Raw genomic sequence first — 19520 nt, forward strand, 5'->3', positions numbered from 1 at the left:
CTCGCGCACCGCTTGCGGTCAAGCCCGCACCGGCGCCGGCAGCCCCGCCGCCGGTCCAGGTCCAGCAGCTGACGATTGACGACGGCAGCGCCGGTCAGCGCCTGGACAACTTCCTGCTGCGCGTGCTCAAGGGCGTGCCCAAGACGCATGTCTACCGCATCATCCGCGCCGGCGAGGTGCGGGTAAACAAGGGACGCGCCTCGGCCGACACCCGGCTGGAACTGGGTGACATCGTGCGGGTGCCGCCGGTGCGCGTCTCTGCCGCCAGCACCGACGAAGCTGCAGCCGCAGCGGTGCCGCCACGCGAATTCCCGGTGCTGTTCGAGGACGAGCACCTGCTGGTGATCGACAAGCCTGCGGGCGTCGCGGTGCATGGGGGCAGCGGCGTCAGCTTTGGCGTCATCGAGCAGTTGCGCCGCGCCCGGCCGCAGGCCAGGTTCCTGGAACTGGTGCACCGGCTGGACAAGGAAACCTCCGGCCTTTTGCTGCTGGCCAAGAAGCGCAGCGCGCTGACGGCCTTGCAGGACCAGTTCCGCCAGCGCGAAACCGGCAAGACCTACGCCGCGCTGGTGATCGGCCACTGGCCCGAAAGCAAGAAGGTCATCGACGTCGCGCTGCACAAGTACCTGACGCCCGAAGGCGAGCGGCGGGTGCGGGCGGTGCCCGAGGACCATGGCGAAGGCCGGCGCTCGATCTCGCTGGTGCGGGTCGTCACCCGCTATGCCGCGTTCAGCCTGCTGGACGTGACCATCAAGACCGGCCGCACGCACCAGATCCGCGTGCATTTGATGCACGAAGGCCATGCCATCGTCGGCGACGACAAATATGGCGATTTCGGGCTGAACAAGGCGCTTGCGGCCGGCCGGATGGTGGCGGGTGCCAAGTTCGAGCGCATGTTCCTGCATGCCCGCCGGCTGGCCTTCGACCATCCCGCCAGCGGGGAGCGCATCGAGTTGGCGGCACCGCTGCCTCCTGAATGCGAGACACTGCTGACCCAGTTGCCAACCGGCTGAGCCTGCTGTTGGCCCCCATTGGCCCCGTTGGCCGAGAATTCACCGCATGACCCGACCCCGCCGCTTTGACCTGATCGCCTTCGACTGGGACGGCACGCTGTTCGATTCGACGGCGCTGATCGCGCGTTGCATCCAGCAAGCCTGCCGCGACCTGGGTGTGGCTGTGCCGACGCTGGAGCAGGCCTCCTATGTCATCGGCCTGGGCCTGCACGATGCCCTGCAGCACGCCGTGCCTGGCCTGCCTGCCGAGCGCTATCCGGAGCTGGGCCGGCGCTACCGCCAGCACTACATGGCATCGCAGCATGACATCAGCCTGTTCACCGGCACGCTGGAGATGCTTCACGCCTTGCGCGAGCGCCAGCATTTCCTGACGGTTGCCACCGGCAAGAACCGCAGCGGGCTGGACGAGGCGCTGGCGCACACCGAGTTGCGCGGCCTGTTCGACGGCAGCCGCACGGCAGACGAAACCTTCTCGAAGCCGCACCCGCGCATGCTGGAGGAGCTGATGCGCGAATTCGGCGTGGCGCCCGAGCGCACGCTGATGATCGGCGACACCACGCATGACCTGCAAATGGCCGTCAATGCCGGCACGTCGTCCGTTGGCGTCAGCTTCGGCGCGCACGATCATGCGTCTTTTGCGCCCTTGAACCCCCTGTTCGTGGCCCACTCCACTGCGGAGCTGGCCCAGTGGCTGCTTCACAATGCGTGACGTGAACGCCGCTCCTTTTGTCCAACAGCCGCTCTGCGCCAGTGACGCATTGGTCGAGCGCGGCACCGCCCTGGTGTTTGACGTGACGCTGTGGGGCCAGCCTGCGCGCGCCTTTGCGATGCGCTTCGACGGCCGCGCCGTCGCCTACATGAACCGCTGCGCCCACGTGCCGACCGAGTTGGACTGGCAGCCCGGCGAGTTCCTGGACCACGACAAGCGCTGGATCGTCTGTTCGCTGCACGGCGCCACCTACGAGCCTTCCGATGGCCACTGCATCGCCGGTCCCTGCCGCGGCGAGCGGCTGATGGCGCTGGACCTGGTCGAACGCGAGGGCCAGGTCAGCTGGTACCCGACGCCGGACATCCAGCCCCTGAGCTTCGACTGACATGTGACTGACGCGGCCGATCTGGCGCCCTTCGGCCAATCAGCCCTTTCTTGATTTCCCTTCACAGGCTTACCCGCTTCCCTCTTGATGAACCCGCCCACTGAACCGACGTTCCAGGATTCGCCCGAACTGCCGCCGCCACCGGTCCCGCCCAGCCCGGCGCCGGCCGCAGTGGCCTCTGCCGAGCCCGACCGTTTGCAAAACCTGGAATCGCTGATCCGCCAGCTCGGCGGCGAAGTGCTGCGCGAACGCCGCAGCGAGCGCCGCTGGAAGCTGGTGCTGCGCCTGGGCTGGTTCGGCCTGGTGCTGGCCATCATCTGGGGCGTGATGTCGCAGCGCGGCCATGTCAACTCGCCTTCCGGCCCGCACACCGCTTTGGTCGAAGTGCGTGGGGAAATTGCTGTCGACAGCGCCGCCAGCGCCGAAAACCTGGTGGCCTCGATCAAGAGCGCCTTCGAGGACCAGACCGCGAAGGCCGTGGTGCTGCGCATCAACTCACCCGGCGGCAGCCCGGTGCAGGCCGGCATCATCAACGACGAGATCCGTCGCCTGAAGGCCTTGCACCAAAAGAAGGTGTATGCCGTGGTCGAGGAAATGTGCGCCTCCGGCGCCTATTACATTGCTGTTTCTGCTGACGAGATCTACGTCGACAAGGCCAGCATCGTCGGCTCCATCGGCGTGCTGATGGATGGCTTTGGCTTCACCGGCCTGATGGACAAGCTGGGCGTCGAGCGCCGCCTGCTGACCGCCGGTGCCAACAAGGGCATGCTGGACCCGTTCTCGCCGCAGAACGAGAAGCAGACCGCCTACGCCAAGGCCATGATCGACCAGATCCACCAGCAGTTCATCGCGGTGGTCAAGCAAGGCCGCGGCGATCGCCTGAAGGAAACACCTGACACTTTCTCCGGCCTGTTCTGGAATGGCGAGCAGGCCGTGCAACTGGGCCTGGCCGACCATTTCGGCAACCTCGACTATGTCGCCCGTGAAGTGATTCAGGCCGAGGAAGTGATCGACTACACGCCGCAGGAAAATGTGGCTGAGCGGCTGGCCAAGCGGTTTGGCGCGTCGATCGGCGCCGGTGCTGCCAAGGCGCTGACCCAGATTGGCACGCTGCGTTGAGAAGTCGTCGTGGCCAGCGATGACCCTAGGTTTTGTAGGGTACTGAGCCGCTTGCCCAGGCAGAATGACGGCCTTGCTGCGATGCAGCACTTGAGCCCGGGTCCTTATGACAGGGCTGTGACTTAGAGATGAGCCTTCACCCTGCCGAAAACGCCGCGCCTGCCGCGGCCCGCCCTGTGACCAGCCTGCCGCGCCTGCGCGAAATGGCTGCGCGTGGCGAGAAGCTGACCATGGTCACCTGCTACGACGCGACCTTCGCGCAGTTGCTGGAAGAGGCCAGTGTTGACACCTTGCTGGTCGGCGATTCGCTGGGCAACGTGGTGCAAGGCGAAAGCAGCACGTTGCCGGTGACGCTGGCGCACATGGCGTATCACACCGCCGCGGTGGCGCGCGCCAAGCGCAACGCCTGGCTGATCACCGACATGCCGTTTGGCAGCTACGAAGCCAGCCCGCAACTGGCGATGGCCTCGGCCGTGACGCTGATGCAGGCCGGTGCGCAAATGATCAAGCTAGAAGGCGGTGGCGTCACGGCCGAGACGGTGCGTTTCCTGACCGAGCGCGGCATTCCGGTCTGCGGCCATTTGGGACTGACGCCGCAGCGCGTGCACGCGCTGGGCGGCTTCCGCATCCAGGGCCGTGAGGAGGCCGCTGCTGCGCTGTTGCGGGCCGATGCCGCCGCGCTGGCCGATGCCGGCGCTGCGATGCTGGTGCTGGAACTGGTGCCCTCGGTGCTGGCGCGGCAGATCACCGAAGCCCATCCGCAGATGATGACCATCGGCATTGGTGCCGGTGCCGGCACCGCCGGCCAGGTGCTGGTGCTGCATGACCTGCTGGGCCTGACGCGTGGCAGGCGCCCGCGTTTCGTGCGCGACTTCACCCGCGAGCCCGGCAGCGAGGGCGATGCGCCGGGCCTTTCGGTCGCGCAGGCGCTGCGGCGCTACGTGGTGGACGTCAAGGCCGGGCTGTTCCCCGACGAGACGCTGCACGGTTATTGAAAGCGCAGTCGCCGGGGTGTTGCAGCCCTGGCAACTGACCGGGCCGCAAGGCCCAGCCGGCCCGGCTGCGGGCCGCGAGGAGAATCTTGCATGCGTGTGATCCACACGGTGTCCGAATTGCGCGAAGTGCTGGCCGGCCAGCCGCGCACCGCGTTTGTGCCCACCATGGGCAACCTGCATGAAGGCCATCTGTCGCTGGTGCGCGAAGCCGCGCGCCATGGCTCGCCAGTGGTCGTCAGCGTCTTCGTCAACCGGCTGCAGTTCCTGCCGCATGAAGACTTCGACCAGTACCCGCGCACGCTGGCCAAGGACGCCGAGTTGCTGGCTACTGCTGGCTGCGACATCGTCTTTGCGCCCGCCGAGGACGAGCTGTACCCGCAGCCCCAAACCTACAAAGTGCAGCCGCCGCCCGCGTTGGGTGACCTGCTGGAGGGTGAATTCCGCCCCGGCTTCTTCACAGGCGTGTGCACCGTGGTGATGAAGCTGTTCCAGGTCGTGCAGCCCGCCGTCGCGGTGTTCGGCCAGAAGGACTACCAGCAGCTCAAGGTGCTGGCTGGCATGGCCGAGCAGTTCATGCTGCCCACGCGGGTGCTGGGCGCGCCCACGGTTCGGGCCGATGACGGCCTGGCGCTGTCCTCGCGCAACGGTTACCTTGGGCCGGCCGAGCGCACCGAGGCGGTGGCGCTGTCGCAGGTGCTGCATCAGCTGGCCACCAGCGCACGCGTGCCCGGCCCGTCGCTCGCCGAGTTGGAAGCCAAGGCGGCACAAAGCCTGCGTAAGCGTGGCTGGCTGCCCGATTACGTGACCCTTCGCCGCCGCAGCGACCTGCTGCCGCCGAGCGACGAGCAACGACTGGGCAGTGAACCGTTGGTGGCGCTGGCCGCTGCGAAGCTGGGCCAGACCCGCCTCATCGACAATCTCGAGCTCTGAGAGAGCTTTTGATTTCCGCCATCTCTTTCGCCGTTTTTTACTGGAGTCGACCCGCATGGCCATCGTGACCTCTTCCTCTGCCGGCACCGCCGCTGCTTCGGCCCAGCCCATCCAGATCGTGCGCCCCAAGGCGGCCAAGCCGGTGCCGGTGCAGCGCTGGTCGGTGGCGGAAATCGAAGCCCTGTTCGCGCTGCCTTTCCCCGAGCTGCTGCACCGCGCGCAGCTGGTGCACCGCGAGCATTTCGACCCGACCGAGGTGGAGCTGGCCACGCTGCTGTCCATCAAGACCGGTGGTTGTCCGGAAGACTGCGGCTACTGCCCGCAGTCGGTGCACTACGACACCGGCGTGGACGCGACCAAGATGATGGAAGTGGACGCTGTGCGCGAAGCTGCCATCGCCGCCAAGGGCGCTGGCGCCACGCGCTTCTGCATGGGCGCCGCCTGGCGCGCGCCCAAGGACCGCGATGTCGAGAAGGTTGCCGACCTGATCCGCGAGGTCAAGTCGCTGGGCCTGGAAGCCTGCTGCACGCTGGGCATGTTGAATGAAGACCAGGCCGTGACGCTGAAGGAAGCCGGCCTGGACTACTACAACCACAACCTCGATACCGCCCCCGAGACCTACGGCAAGATCATCTCCACCCGCGACTACCAGGACCGCCTGGACACGCTGGAGCATGTGCGCAACGCCGGCATGTCGGTCTGCTGTGGCGGCATCGTTGGCATGGGCGAAAGCCGCACCGAGCGTGCCGGCCTGGTCGCGCAGATCGCCAACCTGGAGCCCTACCCGGAATCGGTGCCGATCAACGAGCTGGTGCAGGTCGAAGGCACGCCGCTGCACGGCACCGACAAGCTGGACCCGTTCGAGTTCGTGCGCACCATCGCTGTCGCCCGCATCACCATGCCCAAGGCGCGCGTGCGCCTGTCGGCCGGCCGCCAGCAGATGGGCGAGGGCATCCAGGCCCTGTGCTTCCTGGCTGGCGCCAACTCCATCTTTTACGGCGACAAGCTGCTGACCACCGGCAACCCCGAAGTGGACCGCGACCGCGAACTGCTGGAGCGCCTGGGCCTGCACTCGCGCCACGTGATGGGCTGAAGGGCCGAAGAGACATTTGCCATGTTCCGCACCCTGCTGAAATCCAAGATCCACCGCGCCACCGTCACCCACTGTGAGCTGCACTACGAAGGCTCCTGCGGCATTGACGAGGACCTGCTGGAAGCGAGCAACCTGCGCCCCAACGAGCAGATCCACATCTGGAATGTCAACAACGGCGAGCGCTTCGTCACCTATGCGATCAAGGCGCCGCGTGGCTCCGGCATCATTTCGCTGAACGGCTCGGCCGCGCGCCGCGCCAGCGTGGGTGACCTGGTCATCATCGCCGCCTTCGGCATGGTGCACGAGGACCGGCTGGACGAGGTCTCGCCCAAGCTGGTGTTCCCCGATGCGATGAACCGCATCGTCGAAGTGCGCAGCGAAGTCGCCGGCCCGCAGGCGGGCGACGAGATGGGCGCCGACATGAGTGGCGATCCGATCTGAGCCTGGCGTGACCAACCAGGATTGGCGTGTCCGCAGCCTGAAGGCGGTCTGGCACCCGTGCACGCAGATGAAGCTGCATGCACGGGACATCGAACCCCAGCCGCTGATCCCGGTGGCCCGCGCCGAAGGCGTGTGGCTGCATGACTTCGACGGCAGGCGCTACCTGGACGGCATCAGCTCCTGGTGGGTCAACCTGTTTGGCCACAACCACCCGGCGATCCGCGAGGCGCTGGTGCAGCAACTGCAGTCGCTGGACCATGTGATGCTGGCCGGGTTCACGCATGCACCGGTGGTCGAGCTGTCCGAACGGCTGTCCGCACTGACCGGCCTGGGCCATGCGTTCTACGGCAGCGACGGCGCTTCGGCGACCGAGATCGCGCTGAAGATGAGCGCGCACCATTGGCGCAATGCCGGCCGGCCCGGCAAGAACTGCTTCGTCGGCATCGCCGGTGGCTACCACGGCGAAACCGTCGGCGCGCTGGCCGTGACCGACATCGCGCTGTTCCGCGAAGCCTACGCGCCACTTGTGCGCCTGGGGGCCACCGCGCCCAGCCCGGACGCGCGCGGCGCGCTGCCTGGTGAAGATGCTGCTGCCGTGGCCGAACGCGCCGCTGCCGCACTGAGCGAATGGCTGGCCGCGCATCACGCGCAAACCGCCGCCGTCATCGCCGAGCCGCTGGTGCAATGCGCCACCGGCATGGCCATGCACCATCCCGTCTATCTGCAGCGCCTGCGTGAACTCTGCGACCGCTACCAGGTGCACCTGGTGCTCGACGAGATCGCGGTCGGCTTCGGCCGCACTGGTTCGCTGTTCGCGCACCAGCAGGCCGGCATCCTGCCCGACTTCCTGTGCCTGTCCAAGGGCCTGACCGGCGGCACGCTGCCGCTGTCTGCCGTGCTGACGACCGATGCCGTCTACGCCGCCTTCTACGACGACGAGGTCGCGCGTGGCTTCCTGCATTCGCACAGCTACACCGGCAACCCGCTGGCCTGCCGCGCCGCGCTGGCCACGCTGGACCTGATCGCGTCGACCGACATCGTCAACGCCAACCAGACCACCGGCGCACGCCTGTGGGCGCAGTTCGAAGGCGTGACGCAGCACCCACGTGTCAGCCATGCGCGCCGCCAGGGCATGATCTTCGCGTGGGACGTTGCCAGCAGCCTGCCTGATTTTTCGCGCCGCTACGCTCGACATGCGCTCGCGCAAGGCCTGGTGCTGCGGCCCATCGGCCACACGCTGTACGCGATGCCGCCGTATGTGATTTCCGAAGACGAAGGCCGGTGGCTGGCAGACGGCGCGCTGAAGGCGCTGAACGCCACCTTGGCCGAAGAAACTGCCGGCCTGCCGGCCCAGGCCGGGGTGCTCGATGGCGTCTGAACAAAAAGCGGTGGTGGGCTGTTTCGTCACCGGCACCGATACCGGCGTCGGCAAGACCCTGGCCAGCAGCGCGCTGCTGCATGCGCTGCGCCGCCATCATGTGCGCGTGGTCGGCATGAAGCCCATCGCTTCCGGACTGATCCCGCACCCGGAACATGCCGGCCAGATGGTCAGCGAAGACGTGCTGGCGCTGCGTGCCGCCTCCAACATTGTCGTGCCGCCCGAGCTGGACAACCCCGTCGCGCTGCCCGAGCCCCTGTCGCCGCACCTGTCGGCCGAGCGGGCCGGCCAGTGCATCGAGATCGCGCCGCTGGTTCAACATCTGCGTGCCCTGCAGGCCCAGGCCGACGCGGTGGTGGTCGAAGGCGCCGGCGGCTGGCTGGTGCCGCTGAACGAAAGCGACACCATGGCCGACCTGGCCAAGGCCATGGGCCTGCCTGTGGTGCTGGTGGTTGGCCTTCGGCTAGGCTGCTTGAACCATGCGTTGCTCAGCGCGCAGGCCATCCGCGCCAGCGGTCTGCGGCTGGCCGGCTGGATCGCCAACCACATCGATCTCGAAATGGCCTGCCCGGCCGAGAACCTGAGCTACCTCAAAGCGCACATGGACGCGCCGCTGCTGGGCTTGCTGCCCTGGCAGGCTCGGCCGGACGCCGAGGCCTGTGCGGCCGAGCTGGTGCTGCCCCGGGCCTGGCGTGCCGTGGTGACCGCGCAAGGATCGGCGCCGTGACCGCCAGCTGGATCGACGAACTCGGTGGCAGGCTGGCCGAGCTGGGCGAAGCCAGCCTGCTGCGCCGCCGGCGTGTCGTCGTGCCCGAAACCGGCGCGCGGTTGACGGTGGACGGCCAGTCCATGCTGGCCTTCTGCAGCAACGACTACCTCGGCCTGGCCGGCGACCCTGCACTGCGCGCCGCCGCACATGCGGCCATCGACGCCTACGGCATCGGCTCCGGCGCCTCGCCCATGGTCAGCGGTCACAGCGCTGCCAATGCGGCCCTGGAAGACGAGCTGGCGGCCTTTGTGCAGCTGCCCAAGGCGCTGTATTTCTACGCTGGCTTCGCGACCAACGCCAGCATCGTGCCGGCCCTGGTGGGCCCTGGCGACGCGATGTTCTCCGACGAGCTGAACCACGCCAGCCTGATCGACGGCATGCGCCTGTCGAAGGCCCGCATCCAGCGCTACGAGCATGCGGACCTGGGCCGGCTGGAAGCGCAGCTCGCGACCAGCACCGCACCGCGCAAGCTGGTGCTGACGGATGCCGTCTTCAGCATGGACGGCGACGTGGCCGATGTGCCCGGCCTGCAGGCACTGTGCGAAAAGTACGACGCGCTGCTGCTGATCGACGACGCCCACGGCTTCGGCGTGCTCGGCCCGCAAGGCCGCGGTGTGCTTGCTGCTGCCGGGCTGACCGGTGCCAACGCTTCGCGCCGCGTGATCTACATGGCCACGCTGAGCAAGGCGCTGGGCGTGGCAGGCGCCTTTGTGGCGGGAGATGCAGTCGTCATTGAATGGCTGCTGCAAAAGACCCGCAGCTACACCTTTGCCACCGCCGCGCCCGCGCTGCTGGCCGAAGCGGCGCGTGCCGGCCTGCGCGAAGTGGCGCAGCCGCAGGGCGACGCACGCCGCGCCGCGCTGCAGGCCCGCATTGCCCAGCTGCGCGACGGGCTGGACCCGACGCGGCATCCGGAGATTGCCGCGGTCGGCTGGCAGCTGCTGAAGTCCGACACGGCCATCCAGCCGCTGATCATTGGCGACAACGCTGCGTCGCTGCAGCTGATGGACGCCTTGCGCGAAGCCGGCCTGTGGGTGCCGGCCATCCGCCCACCCACCGTGCCGGCCGGCACTGCGCGGCTGCGCATCGCGCTGTCTGCGGCGCACACCGAGGCCGATGTGGCCTTGCTGGTCGACACGCTGCGGCGCCTCGCCGCCGCCAGCCTGCCAGGCTGAGCGGCCTCAGCGATTGCTTATTGCGCAGAGGCTTCGCAGCCCTGTGGCAGTGGGCCTCAACCGCCAGCGGCGTTGCCGGCCAGCTGCGTGCGCAGTGGCTGGCTGGGGAAGCTGTGGCGCACGATGCGCCAGATCACCTGGCCGAACTGGCGTGTCAGCGAGCCGGTGTTGTAGGGCACGCCGTAGCGGCGGCAGATGTCCTTCACCACCGGCGCCATTTCGACGTAGCGGTTGGCCGGCACGTCCGGGAACAGGTGGTGTTCGATCTGGTGGCTCAGGTTGCCGGACATGAAGTTCAGCAGGAAGCCACCCGAGAGGTTGGACGAGCCCAGGATCTGGCGGAAGTACCACTGCGGCCGGGTCTCCTTGCGCACCACGCTCTTCGGGAAGGTATGCACCTCGGTCGTGAAGTGGCCGCAGAAGATGATGGTGTAGGTCCACAGGTTGCGCAGGCCATTGGCCACCAGGTTGCCGGTGAACACGGTCAGGAAGCCGGGGCCGGCCAGCAGCGGGAAGAACACATAGTCCTTCAGCAATTGGTAGCGCACCTTGCGCAGCACCGGCAGCGCCAGGTGCAGGATCAGCTTGCGGTGCTTCGGGCCCTTGCCGATGTTGCCCAGGCGCAGATCCTGGATGGCCACGCCCCACTGGAACAGCAGCGCGAAGATCAGCGCGTACAGCGGCTGCAGCAGGCGGGCAGGGTGCCACTTCTGCTCGGGGAACAGGCGCAGCACGCCGTAGCCGATGTCGTCGTCCATGCCGTGCACGTTGGTGTACGTGTGGTGGCGGAAATTGTGCGTCTTGCGCCAGCTGTCGGCGGTGGCGACGATGTCCCACTCGAAGGTCTTGCCCTGCAGGTGAGGGTCGCCCATCCAGTCGTACTGGCCGTGCATCACGTTGTGGCCCAGTTCCATGTTGTCGATGATCTTCGACAGGCCGAGCGACAGCGCGCCCAGCACCCAGGCGGCCAGCCACCACGGCGCGGGCAGGAAGGCGCCGGCCATCAGCAGCACGCGGCCGGCCACGCCGGTGTAGCGCACAGCCTTCACCACGTTGCGGATGTAGCGTGAATCGCGCTCGCCAATGGTGGCCTCGGTGCGGGCACGCAGCGCGTCGATCTCGGCGCCGAAGCGTTCGAGCTGGTCGGGGGTCAGGGCAGCAACACTCATGAATTCAATGGAATCAAAGGTCGATCGTCAAATCGGTGCAGGGGCGGCTGACGCACAGCCGCAGCGCGGCTTGCGGCTCGGCGTCGCGCTGGCCGTTCACCAGGTCTTGCGTCATGCCTTCCACGCGGGTGCAGACGCAGGTGTGGCAAATGCCCATGCGGCAACCCGAAGGCGGCTTGAAGCCCTGGGCTTCCAGCGCAGTGAGCAGCGACTGACCGCCCGGCACCGTCAGCGTCTGGCCGCTGCGGCGCAGCGTCAGCTGCACGGGCAGCGCGTCAGCCGCGTCTGTCATCGCGCTGGCGGGCAGCGAGAAGGCTTCGCTTTGCAGGCCGGCCACGCGGCCGTCCAGCAGCGCGCGGGCGTTGGCCACGAAGTCGCCTGGGCCGCAGGCCATCACGCGGGTTTCGGCCAGCGCTTCGGCGCTGCCGGCATCACCCAGCAGCGCAGGCAGGGTTTCGGCCGACAGCCGGCCGGCGGATTCACCCTCGGCCAGCGCGGCCTCGCGGGTCAGCACAAAATGCAGCTTGAAGCGAGGGTGCTGGCGGGCCAGCGCGCGCAGTGCATCGGCTTCGATCAGGCGGTCGCGCTGGCGCGCCCAGACCACCAGCTGGACCTCGGCCTGCGGGTGCTGCAGCAGCGCGGGCACCAGGCTCAGGAAGGGCGTCACGCCGCTACCGGCGGCCAGCAGCAGCCAGCGGCCATTCGGCTGGGCCGGCACCGTCATGTCGCCAAAGGCGGCGCCAACGCTCAGCAGGTCGCCCACGCGGGCATGCTGGCACAAGTGGGTGGAGAGGCGGCCCTGGTCGACGGCCTGGACGGTGATGGACAGCAGGCCATCGGCGCCCGGCAGGCGGCTCAGGCTGTAGCTGCGGTTGACTCGGTGGCCGTCGATTTCGGCGCCGACCTGCAAATGCTGGCCAGGCTGCACCGGGCCGACATGGCGGTTGGGCTTCAACACCAGGGTCACGGCGCCTTCCGACGCGGCGCGGCGCTCGACGATGCGTGCCAGTGGGCGGGCCCAGGTCCAAAGCGGGTTGAACTGGCCGGCCCAGAAGTCGAACAGGGCAGGATCGATCAGCGAATGCGCGTAGCCCGTGCGTTGGGCCGGGCGCGTCAAGGTCGTGGACACAGGCACTCCGGTCAAGGTGATGCCTGCAGTATACGGCCGTCAATACGCGCGTCTATACAGCCGTATATTAATTGAGGGTTAATTGACGCAGCGCAGCCTTGCGCACTGCACGCGGCAGGCCGGTATCATCGCTGGTCACCCTGATGCCCATGAACAGCGCCCTGGCTTCCACCTTGCCTCCGACCCCGCCGGCGCCCGCAGCCGATCCGGCGCTGGCGGCTGCCGAGCCGGCACCTGTGCTGCCCCAGGGGCCGGGTCGCAAGGCGCACATTTCGCGTGAAGACATCATGCGGGCCGCGTTGAAGCTGCTGGGCCCGCACCGCAGCGTCTCCACGCTGAGCCTGCGCGAGATCGCCCGCGAGGCTGGCATTGCGCCCAACAGCTTCTATCGCCAGTTCCGGGACGTGGACGAACTGGCCGTGGCCCTGATCGAGCAGGCTGGCGCGTCGCTGCGGCAGATCATCGGCAAGGCACGGGGCCGCGCCGGCACCGAACGCAGCGTGGTGCGCAGCTCGGTCAAGGCCTTCATGGAACAGCTGCATGCGGACGACAAGCTGCTGCACATCCTGCTGCGCGAAGGCGCGGTGGGTTCCGACGCCTTCATGCAGGCGGTCGACCGGCAGTTGAGCTTCTTCGAGGAAGAGCTGCGGCTGGACCTGATGCGCATGGCCAAGGATGGCCGCACCGGGCTTTATGAGCCCGCATTGACCGCCAAGGCCATCACCCGGCTGGTGTTTGCAATGGGCGCCACCGCAATGGACCTGCCGCCAGAACGCCTGCCGGCGCTCACCGAGCAAGTGATCGTGATGGTGCGCATCATCATGACCGGCACCCAGGCCCTGGCACGCGACCCGACGCTGCCGAAATAGGCCAGCGGCACCCATGGCTGCGCCCGGTTCAGCCGGGTTTTTTCATGTCCTCGCAAGGGTCTGGCCGCGGGGCTGTCGCGGTGCGCTGCACCTGCTGGTAGCGCCCGGCGTCTCCGCTGCCGTCAGGCTCCAGCCAGGCGACCGAGACGATCTGCGCCGCCTGTACACCCGCGGCGCGCAGGTAGAACGGCACGCCCAGGTCGCTGCGCACATGGCCGTTGCCGGCGATCAGCACCACCTGCGGCGCCTGGCCGGCCGGCTCGCTGGCGGCGGCGGCCGTGAGCATCGCCTGCGCCATCGCTGCGTCGCGCACCCGCTGGGCCAGGGCCATCGGGCCAAACAAGCTGGGCGGCAGCGCGCCGCAGTGGCTGGCTTCGATGTCCGCCTCCACCGCCTGTTGATCGGCCGGCAGCCAGCCGGGCGCGTCCAGCAGCGGCAGCAGGTCCGCCGGCACGGCGGCACGGCCTTCGCGCACGACGCGGCGCACTGCGTCGCGGCTCAGGTTGCCGCCTGCGAGGTGGACGTCGCCTGCCAGCGCCGCGTCGAACAGCGGCTGGTGCAGGGGCCAGGCCCAGGCCTTCAGTTCCAGGCCGCCGGCTTCGGCGACCATGGTCGCATTCGCGTGTTGCTGCCGGACGCTCTGCTGCAGCGCTGCGTCATTGGCCCGGTCCATCTGCTCGAAGACAACCCAGGTTTCGCGCCCGGCGGCGTGGTTGGCGGCCGCCAGTTGCCGCAGCCAGGCGGCGCGCTGCGCGTGATGCAGCGGGTTGTCATGCTGTTCGCCCAGCAGCAGGAAGGAAGCGCGGGCGGCTTCGGGCGTCGGCCCACCAGCTGGCGGCGTGGTCTGGCATCCGGCCAGCAAGGCGAGGCTGGCGCTGCAGAGCGCCAGCCGTTGGCGAAGGCGTTTCAAGACTTCAGCCCGCGCTGGCAAAGCCGCGGCCCGGCCACGAGGGCGAAGCGACGCTGCGGCCTGGCAATGCCAGCTCGCGGCGCAGGCGCTGCATCGCGTAGGCGGGAATCGGTCGGCGCCAGTCGGCATGCGGATGGGCGCAGCCCAGCATCGCTGGGCGGCCGGCCAGCACCGCGGCGCGGAAGCTTTCGGTCAGGGCAAAGCGCAAGGCATGGCGCGGCGCGCTGGCGTCTCCGCCGCCCAGGTAGACGGCCTGCACCCAGACCCGCGGCTGGCGGTCAACTTCCACGTACAGCCGGGTGGCAGCCTGGTCCAGCAGCACATGCAGCAAGCCCGGCGGCTGGCCACCGGCCTGCTCGGGCAGCACGGTCTGGGTCAGCGTGGCGGTCCATTCGGTGCCGTCGGGCACGTGAGCGGTCCAGTCGCTGCCAGCCGGTGCTGGGGTTTCGCCGTGCAAGGTTTCGAGCAGCCGGCTGCGCACGGTGAGTTCGTCCTCGAACTGAAGTTGCCAGTGCGGGCCCAATGCCACGTTGCGAGCGCGCCTGTGGGCCTGCAGCTGGCGCTGGTGCTCACGCCGGTGCGACCACCAGGCCTGCAGCGTGGCCAGCGCGTCGCCGGCGGGCGGCAGCGGTTTGGGATGCGGAATCATGTTGGCAGTATGCGGGCGCCGGCCGCAGGCGCCATTGGGGAGATCGCGTCCTGTCCGCTTTCGGCGGCCTTCAGGCTGAACAAGGCACGCCGCAGGCCGGCGCTGCTGGGGTTGTCGACGAACACACAGCGCTTGCCGGTGCGCTTGCAATGGTCCTTCACGCGCCAGTAGGCGTCGTGGCTGATGCAGCCGGTCTGGCAGATCACCAGGTCGGCCGCGGCCAGCGTGCTGTCCAGGCGCGTGGTGCTGTCTTCCTCGCCGCCGTCGTGGTGCAGGAAGCGGCCACCGCCTTGCTCGATCATCTGGCGGTAGACCGGCACGCTGCCGGTGCGCCCGCCGACACACAGCACTGCGCGGTCCAGCAGCGCCGCGGCCAGCGTTTCGGGGCTGTCGGACAGCTCGGCGCTGACGTTGGCGCGGTCGCTGTCGCGCTGGGCCTGCAGCCGGTGCAGCTCCTGCAGCGCTTCATGGGCGCGCAGGCGCTCGCGCTCGGCTTCGTGGCGGCTGCGCAGCAGCGCGCGCTCCAGGTCCTGGATGCGCTCGACCTGCTCGGCCACCTGCCGGGCCAGCTCGCTGCGTTCGCGCAGGGCCGGCACCTCGGCCTCGAAGCGGCGCTGTTCCTGCCACAGGTCGGCAATCACTGTGTCGCGGCCAATCAGCTCGGCGCGGGTCTGCATCAAATGCGCCTGCAGTTCGTCGAGCTTGCGGGCATGTTGCTCGGCCTGGCGGGTGCAGCGCTGCTGGGCTTGGTCCAGCTCGCGCGACAGCACCTGGTTTTCGTCCAGCAGGGCCTGCAGCCGCGCGAGGTCGGCCCGGTCGGCGGCGCCGTTCTGGTGCTGCAGCATGTGGATGTCCTGCAGCACCTGCTCTTCCAGCATCGCATCGCAGCGCGGGTGCGTGAGCGTGGCCCACAGCGCGCCAGCCACGCTGTCGCCAGCGGCCGAGCGCCGGGCCCAGAACTCGGCCAGCGCCTCGGTGGTCTTCAGCGGCTGGCTGTGGCGCAGTGAGATCGCGTAGCGCCGGTCCAGCTCCTTCTGCACCGCTTCGGACATCGCATTGCGCAGCTTGCATTCGGCATTCACGCCGCAGTGCAGCTCGTAGTCGCTGGCCACGGTCTTGCCGCCCAGCTGCTTGTCCACCAGCTTGCGCACCATCGCAATCGGCAGGCACACGCCGATGACCGGGCACTGCGCATGGCCGGACAGTTCCCAGATGCGGCGGCGGCGCGAGCCGCTGGGTGGCATCGCCTGGGCCGGGTGGGGGTTGGTGCCGGTCAGGGTGGCGGCAGCTTGGAAGGGTGGCATCGCGGCTCCCGGGTCAGCAGGGCGAGTCTTCGAGGGCAACGCTGGCCAGCAACTCGCGCCACTCGCAGCGCTCGGCCTGGCCCGGCGCCCGCTGGCCGCCGATGATGGCCAGCGTGCGGCCATCGGCATCGAACAGTTCCAGTGAACTCACCAGCCCTTCACTGGCCGGCAGCCGCACCCGCCAGGCGCTGGCAATGCAGTCCTCGCGCAGCTGCAACTGCAGGCCTGCGTCGTTCACCTGCAGCCACGGGCCTTGCACTTCCACGTGGTGCAGCGGGCCGCTGCAGGTCTGCACCGCACCCGGGTTGCCGCAGCACAGGCTCAGCGGCAGGCCGGTCTGTGCGGCGCGGGCCAGCACTTCATGTGCGGCACCACCGTCGACCGGCTGGGCAAATTCGGGTGATGCGAGCTGCAGCGCTGCCAGCCGGGTCAGGCCATGGCGGCGCAGCAGCGCGTAGAAGTCCTGCGGCACGCGCATCGAGGCCCAGCCGGCGCGAAAAGCGCGTGGGTCAACACGAGTGGCGGGGCACGCAGCCGGTGCATGGCTGTTCGCTGCGTGCTGCGGAAACTGGGCAGCGGCTGGCGCGGCAAAACGCGCCACCAGCGCGTCGAATGCGGGCACCCGGCTGCGCGGGCCCAGCGTCACCTCGTGCAGCGGCAGGCCTTGGGCGTCGAAAAACTGCAGGCTGCGCTGCAAGCCATTGGCCGTGTGCTCCTGCACCGCGAAGCCGCGCGCCCATGCCGCGTAGAACAGCCGCAGCTCCAGTCGTCCACCCGAAACATGGCCCTGGTCGCCGCACAGCAGCGCCCGGCCATAAGGGCTGCTGGCGGCCAGCGTGCAGGCCGCCTGGCCGGTGCGCGCCTGCACCTCGCCCAGCGCGCCGATGCCGGCCATCAGCGCCGGCCAGCAAGGCTGCAGCGGCACTGCTTGTCGCCGGGCGTCGGCAGCGGCGGTTCGCGAGCGCCGCGCCGGAGGGTCGGTCGCAAAGCCGGGCCATGCGGCGGCGCGGATCGAAGGCGTTGGTGGGACGGACGGACGGCCGCGGCCGGTGGGCTCGCTGCGCGGCAGCACGGAAAGGGTCATGGCGGTACAAGAACCAGTGGGCGGCATCCCCGCGGCCGCTTCACTTGGTGAGGATGAGCTTGCCCAGCGCCGTCAGGCGCAAGCGATAGACCTGGTCGCCGTGCGCGATTTCGGCCTGCTGCGCCTGGGCCAGCAAGTCCTGGCTGCGCCAGCGCGGGCAGGCGGCCCCATCGGGTGCGCGCGCCGGTGTGGCGCTGATGGCCGGCGTGTTCGGTGCGGACACCGAGACCGGGGCGGTGAAGGAGGTTTGAAGGGCTTGCATGAATGCATCGTAATACGAGCGATTCTTATTTGCATCCATAAAGTCGTGCTGGGCACATGGTTTCTGCATCACGATGCCCGTCAGAACGGCGGGAATTTGGGATCGGATCACCTGCCATTTTGTAAATGCGAATGAGGTGCATTAAAATCTACGCCATTCAAGTAGACGCATGACAGCGGCGCTGGACTTGGGCCGAGCGCCGTCCGTCAAAGCCTGTCCTGGCAGCGTGGTGCTGTGCGGGATCTGCTGATGCTTCCCAGAGAGACGTTTCGATGATCAGAGCTTGGATGGTGCGGCTGCACCGCTGGTTTGGCCTGGCAGCCGCGCTGTTCCTGTTCATCGCCGGGGCCACCGGCGCCGTCATTTCATGGGACCACGAGCTGGACGCCTGGCTGAACCCGGCGCTGTACGAGGCACGCAGTGGCGGGCTGGGCCAGGCTCGGCCGGTGGCCGAGCTGGTTGCTGCGGTGGAAGCGGCGGATCCGAAGGTGCGCGTGAGCTACTACCAGCTGGCGGTCGAGCCGGGAGAGACCTTCAGTGTGTCGGTGGTGCCGCGGGTCGATCCGGCCACCGGCCAGCTCTTCGAGCCTGGCTACAACCAGGTGGCGCTGGACCCGGTGACGGCCGAGGTCCAGGGCAGGCGCGAATGGGGCGCGGTGTCGTTGAGCCGCGAGAACCTGCTGCCCTTTCTCTACAAGCTGCACTACTCGATGCACTTGCCCGATGCCGGCAGCATCGAGCTGGGCATCTGGCTGATGGGCCTGATCGCCATCGCCTGGGTGCTGGATTCGCTGATCGCGCTGTGGATCTCGTTCCCGAATGCCGCGCAGTGGAAGCGCTCGTTTGCGTTCCGCTGGGGCGCCAGCGGGCACAAGCTGGTGTTCGACCTGCACCGCTCCGGCGGCGTGTGGCTGTTCCTGCTGGTGCTGTTGCTGGCCATCACTTCGGTGGCCATGAATCTCAACACGCAGGTGATGCGGCCGGTGGTGTCGGCCTTCTCGACGCTGTCGCCATCACCCTTTGCCAGCCGCACGCCAACGACGCCCACCGCGGCAGCGGAGCCGAAGGTCAGCGCCGCCCAGGTCGTTGCGCTGGCGCAGGCCGAAGGGCTGCGGCGTGGCTTCAGCGAGCCGGCTGGCGCGGTGTTCCTGTCGCCCGAGTTCGGCCTCTGGGGCGTGGGCTTTTTCCGCCCCGGCCATGACCACGGTGACGGCGGCCTGGGCAACGCCTGGCTTTATTTCGACGCCGGGACCGGCGAGCTGGCCGGCGACAGCGTGCCCGGCACCGGCAGCGCTGGCGACATCTTCATGCAGAGCATGTTCCCGCTGCACTCGGGCCGCATCATCGGCCTGACCGGGCGGGTGCTGATCTCGCTGATGGGTGTGGTGATCGCCTCTTTCAGCGTCACTGGCGTGCTGATCTGGGCGCGCAAGCGGCGCGCGCGCAGCGTGGTGCAGAAGCTGGCGGTGGCGAAGTCAATGCGCGCGGCCGCCTGAGCGGCTTGCTTCAGGCACCGTCCTGGCAGGCCGGGTCGCTGCACAGCCCATAGAGCGACAGCGCGTGTTCGCGCAGCTCGAAACCGCGCTCGGCGGCAATGCGCTGCTGCAGCTGTTCGATCGCCGGGTCGCAAAATTCCTCCACCTTGCCGCAGCGCAGGCAGACCAGGTGGTCATGGTGCTCGCCGTGGTTCAGCTCGAACACGGCGCGGTCATTGTCGAACTGGCTGCGCAGCAGCAGGCCGGCCTGCTCGAACTGCGTGAGCACCCGGTAGACGGTGGCCAGGCCAATGTCCGAGCCGTCGTTCAGCAACTGTCGATACACGTCTTCCGCGCTCAGGTGGCGGCGCTCCGAGCGGTCGAACACGGCCAGGATGCGCAGCCGCGGCAGGGTTGCCTTCAGGCCGCTGGTCTTCAGTTCTTCGGCCTGGATCTGGGGGGTTTTGTGCATGGTGGCGGCAAACGCGGATCGTGATGACGAACGGGCAATGGCCGATTATTGCAAATGAGATCGATTTGCATCAATGCAGGATCTGGGATCGAGGTCTTTGTGCCGGGGTTCGCTGCAGCCGGCTGTAGCAAATCCCGAATACGAGCGATTCGCGATCCATCCGGCCGGGCATGGATAACCATTTGGCCCA

General features: G+C 68.3%; 21 protein-coding genes. 13 read left to right on the forward strand and 8 right to left on the reverse strand.

The window, feature by feature from the left end; all coding sequences use genetic code 11:
* The first annotated feature begins 68 nt into the window (after positions 1-68).
* The 11 genes from LRH25_RS14850 to LRH25_RS14900 all read left to right on the forward strand — a co-directional run bounded on the left by LRH25_RS14850 (position 69) and on the right by LRH25_RS14900 (position 10007).
* Positions 69-1013, forward strand: a complete 945-nt coding sequence (locus LRH25_RS14850; RefSeq protein ID WP_141289854.1) for an RluA family pseudouridine synthase — start codon at positions 69-71, stop codon at positions 1011-1013.
* Between the two features lie 46 nt (positions 1014-1059).
* Positions 1060-1722 (forward strand): HAD family hydrolase, encoded by a 663-nt coding sequence (locus tag LRH25_RS14855; RefSeq protein WP_141289850.1) that lies wholly within the window; start codon positions 1060-1062, stop codon positions 1720-1722.
* Between the two features lies 1 nt (position 1723).
* Positions 1724-2107: a Rieske (2Fe-2S) protein gene (locus tag LRH25_RS14860; protein WP_141289851.1), complete on the forward strand. Its 384-nt coding sequence runs from the start codon at positions 1724-1726 to the stop codon at positions 2105-2107.
* A gap of 87 nt (positions 2108-2194) precedes the next feature.
* Positions 2195-3226, forward strand: coding sequence for a S49 family peptidase (locus tag LRH25_RS14865; RefSeq protein WP_141289852.1), 1032 nt, complete (start codon positions 2195-2197; stop codon positions 3224-3226).
* 128 nt (positions 3227-3354) lie between these two features.
* Positions 3355-4221 (forward strand): 3-methyl-2-oxobutanoate hydroxymethyltransferase, encoded by an 867-nt coding sequence (gene panB, locus LRH25_RS14870; protein WP_231011478.1) that lies wholly within the window; start codon positions 3355-3357, stop codon positions 4219-4221.
* A 90-nt stretch (positions 4222-4311) separates the two neighbouring features.
* Positions 4312-5151, forward strand: a complete 840-nt coding sequence (panC, locus tag LRH25_RS14875) for a pantoate--beta-alanine ligase (RefSeq protein ID WP_141289372.1) — start codon at positions 4312-4314, stop codon at positions 5149-5151.
* Positions 5152-5206: 55 nt separating this feature from the next.
* Positions 5207-6244, forward strand: coding sequence for a biotin synthase BioB (gene bioB / locus LRH25_RS14880; RefSeq protein WP_141289373.1), 1038 nt, complete (start codon positions 5207-5209; stop codon positions 6242-6244).
* Between the two features lie 21 nt (positions 6245-6265).
* A complete protein-coding gene (gene panD / locus LRH25_RS14885) occupies positions 6266-6685 on the forward strand; it encodes an aspartate 1-decarboxylase (RefSeq protein ID WP_141289374.1) in 420 nt (139 codons plus the stop codon).
* Between the two features lie 67 nt (positions 6686-6752).
* Positions 6753-8063 carry an adenosylmethionine--8-amino-7-oxononanoate transaminase gene (bioA, locus tag LRH25_RS14890; RefSeq protein ID WP_231011594.1) on the forward strand — a complete coding sequence of 437 codons (1311 nt, stop codon included), beginning with the start codon at positions 6753-6755 and terminating at the stop codon, positions 8061-8063.
* Positions 8053-8790 carry a dethiobiotin synthase gene (gene bioD, locus LRH25_RS14895; protein ID WP_231011479.1) on the forward strand — a complete coding sequence of 246 codons (738 nt, stop codon included), beginning with the start codon at positions 8053-8055 and terminating at the stop codon, positions 8788-8790. Before bioA ends, bioD begins: the two co-directional genes overlap by 11 nt.
* On the forward strand, positions 8787-10007 hold the full coding sequence (locus LRH25_RS14900; protein ID WP_231011481.1) for an aminotransferase class I/II-fold pyridoxal phosphate-dependent enzyme: 1221 nt from the start codon (positions 8787-8789) through the stop codon (positions 10005-10007). Before bioD ends, LRH25_RS14900 begins: the two co-directional genes overlap by 4 nt.
* Positions 10008-10063: 56 nt before the next feature.
* Here the strand turns inward: LRH25_RS14900 and LRH25_RS14905 are convergent, their stop codons facing one another.
* Both LRH25_RS14905 and LRH25_RS14910 read right to left on the reverse strand, forming a co-directional pair.
* Positions 10064-11176 carry a fatty acid desaturase family protein gene (locus LRH25_RS14905; RefSeq protein WP_141291869.1) on the reverse strand — a complete coding sequence of 371 codons (1113 nt, stop codon included), beginning with the start codon at positions 11174-11176 and terminating at the stop codon, positions 10064-10066.
* A 13-nt stretch (positions 11177-11189) separates the two neighbouring features.
* Positions 11190-12305 carry a ferredoxin reductase gene (locus LRH25_RS14910; protein ID WP_231011483.1) on the reverse strand — a complete coding sequence of 372 codons (1116 nt, stop codon included), beginning with the start codon at positions 12303-12305 and terminating at the stop codon, positions 11190-11192.
* A gap of 149 nt (positions 12306-12454) precedes the next feature.
* Between LRH25_RS14910 and fabR the strand changes: the two genes are divergently transcribed.
* Positions 12455-13174: an HTH-type transcriptional repressor FabR gene (gene fabR, locus LRH25_RS14915; protein WP_211361656.1), complete on the forward strand. Its 720-nt coding sequence runs from the start codon at positions 12455-12457 to the stop codon at positions 13172-13174.
* Positions 13175-13202: 28 nt separating this feature from the next.
* Here the strand turns inward: fabR and LRH25_RS14920 are convergent, their stop codons facing one another.
* The 5 genes from LRH25_RS14920 to hemP are packed head-to-tail and all read right to left on the reverse strand — an operon-like array spanning position 13203 to position 17383.
* The gene (locus LRH25_RS14920; protein WP_231011484.1) at positions 13203-14084 is read right to left on the reverse strand and encodes a ChaN family lipoprotein; all 882 of its coding nucleotides are present in this window, start codon (positions 14082-14084) and stop codon (positions 13203-13205) included.
* 4 nt (positions 14085-14088) lie between these two features.
* The gene (locus LRH25_RS14925) at positions 14089-14733 is read right to left on the reverse strand and encodes a DUF3501 family protein (RefSeq protein WP_231011485.1); all 645 of its coding nucleotides are present in this window, start codon (positions 14731-14733) and stop codon (positions 14089-14091) included.
* Positions 14730-16037 (reverse strand): DUF2325 domain-containing protein, encoded by a 1308-nt coding sequence (locus LRH25_RS14930; protein WP_231011486.1) that lies wholly within the window; start codon positions 16035-16037, stop codon positions 14730-14732. Before LRH25_RS14930 ends, LRH25_RS14925 begins: the two co-directional genes overlap by 4 nt.
* A 13-nt stretch (positions 16038-16050) precedes the next feature.
* Positions 16051-17121, reverse strand: a complete 1071-nt coding sequence (locus LRH25_RS14935; RefSeq protein ID WP_231011487.1) for a ChuX/HutX family heme-like substrate-binding protein — start codon at positions 17119-17121, stop codon at positions 16051-16053.
* A 40-nt stretch (positions 17122-17161) separates the two neighbouring features.
* On the reverse strand, positions 17162-17383 hold the full coding sequence (hemP, locus tag LRH25_RS14940; protein WP_141289842.1) for a hemin uptake protein HemP: 222 nt from the start codon (positions 17381-17383) through the stop codon (positions 17162-17164).
* A 275-nt stretch (positions 17384-17658) separates the two neighbouring features.
* On the opposite strand from hemP, the gene LRH25_RS14945 reads away from it, so the two are divergent.
* The gene (locus LRH25_RS14945; RefSeq protein ID WP_141289847.1) at positions 17659-18879 is read left to right on the forward strand and encodes a PepSY-associated TM helix domain-containing protein; all 1221 of its coding nucleotides are present in this window, start codon (positions 17659-17661) and stop codon (positions 18877-18879) included.
* 10 nt (positions 18880-18889) lie between these two features.
* Here LRH25_RS14945 and fur read toward each other — a convergent pair whose 3' ends face one another.
* Positions 18890-19330 carry a ferric iron uptake transcriptional regulator gene (fur, locus tag LRH25_RS14950; protein WP_141289843.1) on the reverse strand — a complete coding sequence of 147 codons (441 nt, stop codon included), beginning with the start codon at positions 19328-19330 and terminating at the stop codon, positions 18890-18892.
* Positions 19331-19520 lie beyond the last annotated feature (190 nt).

Source organism: Ideonella azotifigens (genome assembly GCF_021043325.1).
Lineage (GTDB): Bacteria > Pseudomonadota > Gammaproteobacteria > Burkholderiales > Burkholderiaceae_C > Ideonella > Ideonella azotifigens.

What these genes read in the sequence shown, in the direction of transcription:
- LRH25_RS14935 (WP_231011487.1), bottom strand. Translation starts at nt 17,121, where the DNA reads ATGACCCTTTCCGTGCTGCCGCGCAGCGAGCCCACCGGCCGCGGCCGT.
- panB (WP_231011478.1), top strand. Translation starts at nt 3,355, where the DNA reads ATGAGCCTTCACCCTGCCGAAAACGCCGCGCCTGCCGCGGCCCGCCCT.
- LRH25_RS14865 (WP_141289852.1), top strand. Translation starts at nt 2,195, where the DNA reads ATGAACCCGCCCACTGAACCGACGTTCCAGGATTCGCCCGAACTGCCG.
- hemP (WP_141289842.1), bottom strand. Translation starts at nt 17,383, where the DNA reads ATGCAAGCCCTTCAAACCTCCTTCACCGCCCCGGTCTCGGTGTCCGCA.
- bioB (WP_141289373.1), top strand. Translation starts at nt 5,207, where the DNA reads ATGGCCATCGTGACCTCTTCCTCTGCCGGCACCGCCGCTGCTTCGGCC.
- bioD (WP_231011479.1), top strand. Translation starts at nt 8,053, where the DNA reads ATGGCGTCTGAACAAAAAGCGGTGGTGGGCTGTTTCGTCACCGGCACC.
- bioA (WP_231011594.1), top strand. Translation starts at nt 6,753, where the DNA reads ATGAAGCTGCATGCACGGGACATCGAACCCCAGCCGCTGATCCCGGTG.
- LRH25_RS14930 (WP_231011486.1), bottom strand. Translation starts at nt 16,037, where the DNA reads ATGCCACCCTTCCAAGCTGCCGCCACCCTGACCGGCACCAACCCCCAC.
- fur (WP_141289843.1), bottom strand. Translation starts at nt 19,330, where the DNA reads ATGCACAAAACCCCCCAGATCCAGGCCGAAGAACTGAAGACCAGCGGC.
- LRH25_RS14925 (WP_231011485.1), bottom strand. Translation starts at nt 14,733, where the DNA reads ATGATTCCGCATCCCAAACCGCTGCCGCCCGCCGGCGACGCGCTGGCC.
- fabR (WP_211361656.1), top strand. Translation starts at nt 12,455, where the DNA reads ATGAACAGCGCCCTGGCTTCCACCTTGCCTCCGACCCCGCCGGCGCCC.
- LRH25_RS14905 (WP_141291869.1), bottom strand. Translation starts at nt 11,176, where the DNA reads ATGAGTGTTGCTGCCCTGACCCCCGACCAGCTCGAACGCTTCGGCGCC.
- LRH25_RS14855 (WP_141289850.1), top strand. Translation starts at nt 1,060, where the DNA reads ATGACCCGACCCCGCCGCTTTGACCTGATCGCCTTCGACTGGGACGGC.
- panD (WP_141289374.1), top strand. Translation starts at nt 6,266, where the DNA reads ATGTTCCGCACCCTGCTGAAATCCAAGATCCACCGCGCCACCGTCACC.
- panC (WP_141289372.1), top strand. Translation starts at nt 4,312, where the DNA reads ATGCGTGTGATCCACACGGTGTCCGAATTGCGCGAAGTGCTGGCCGGC.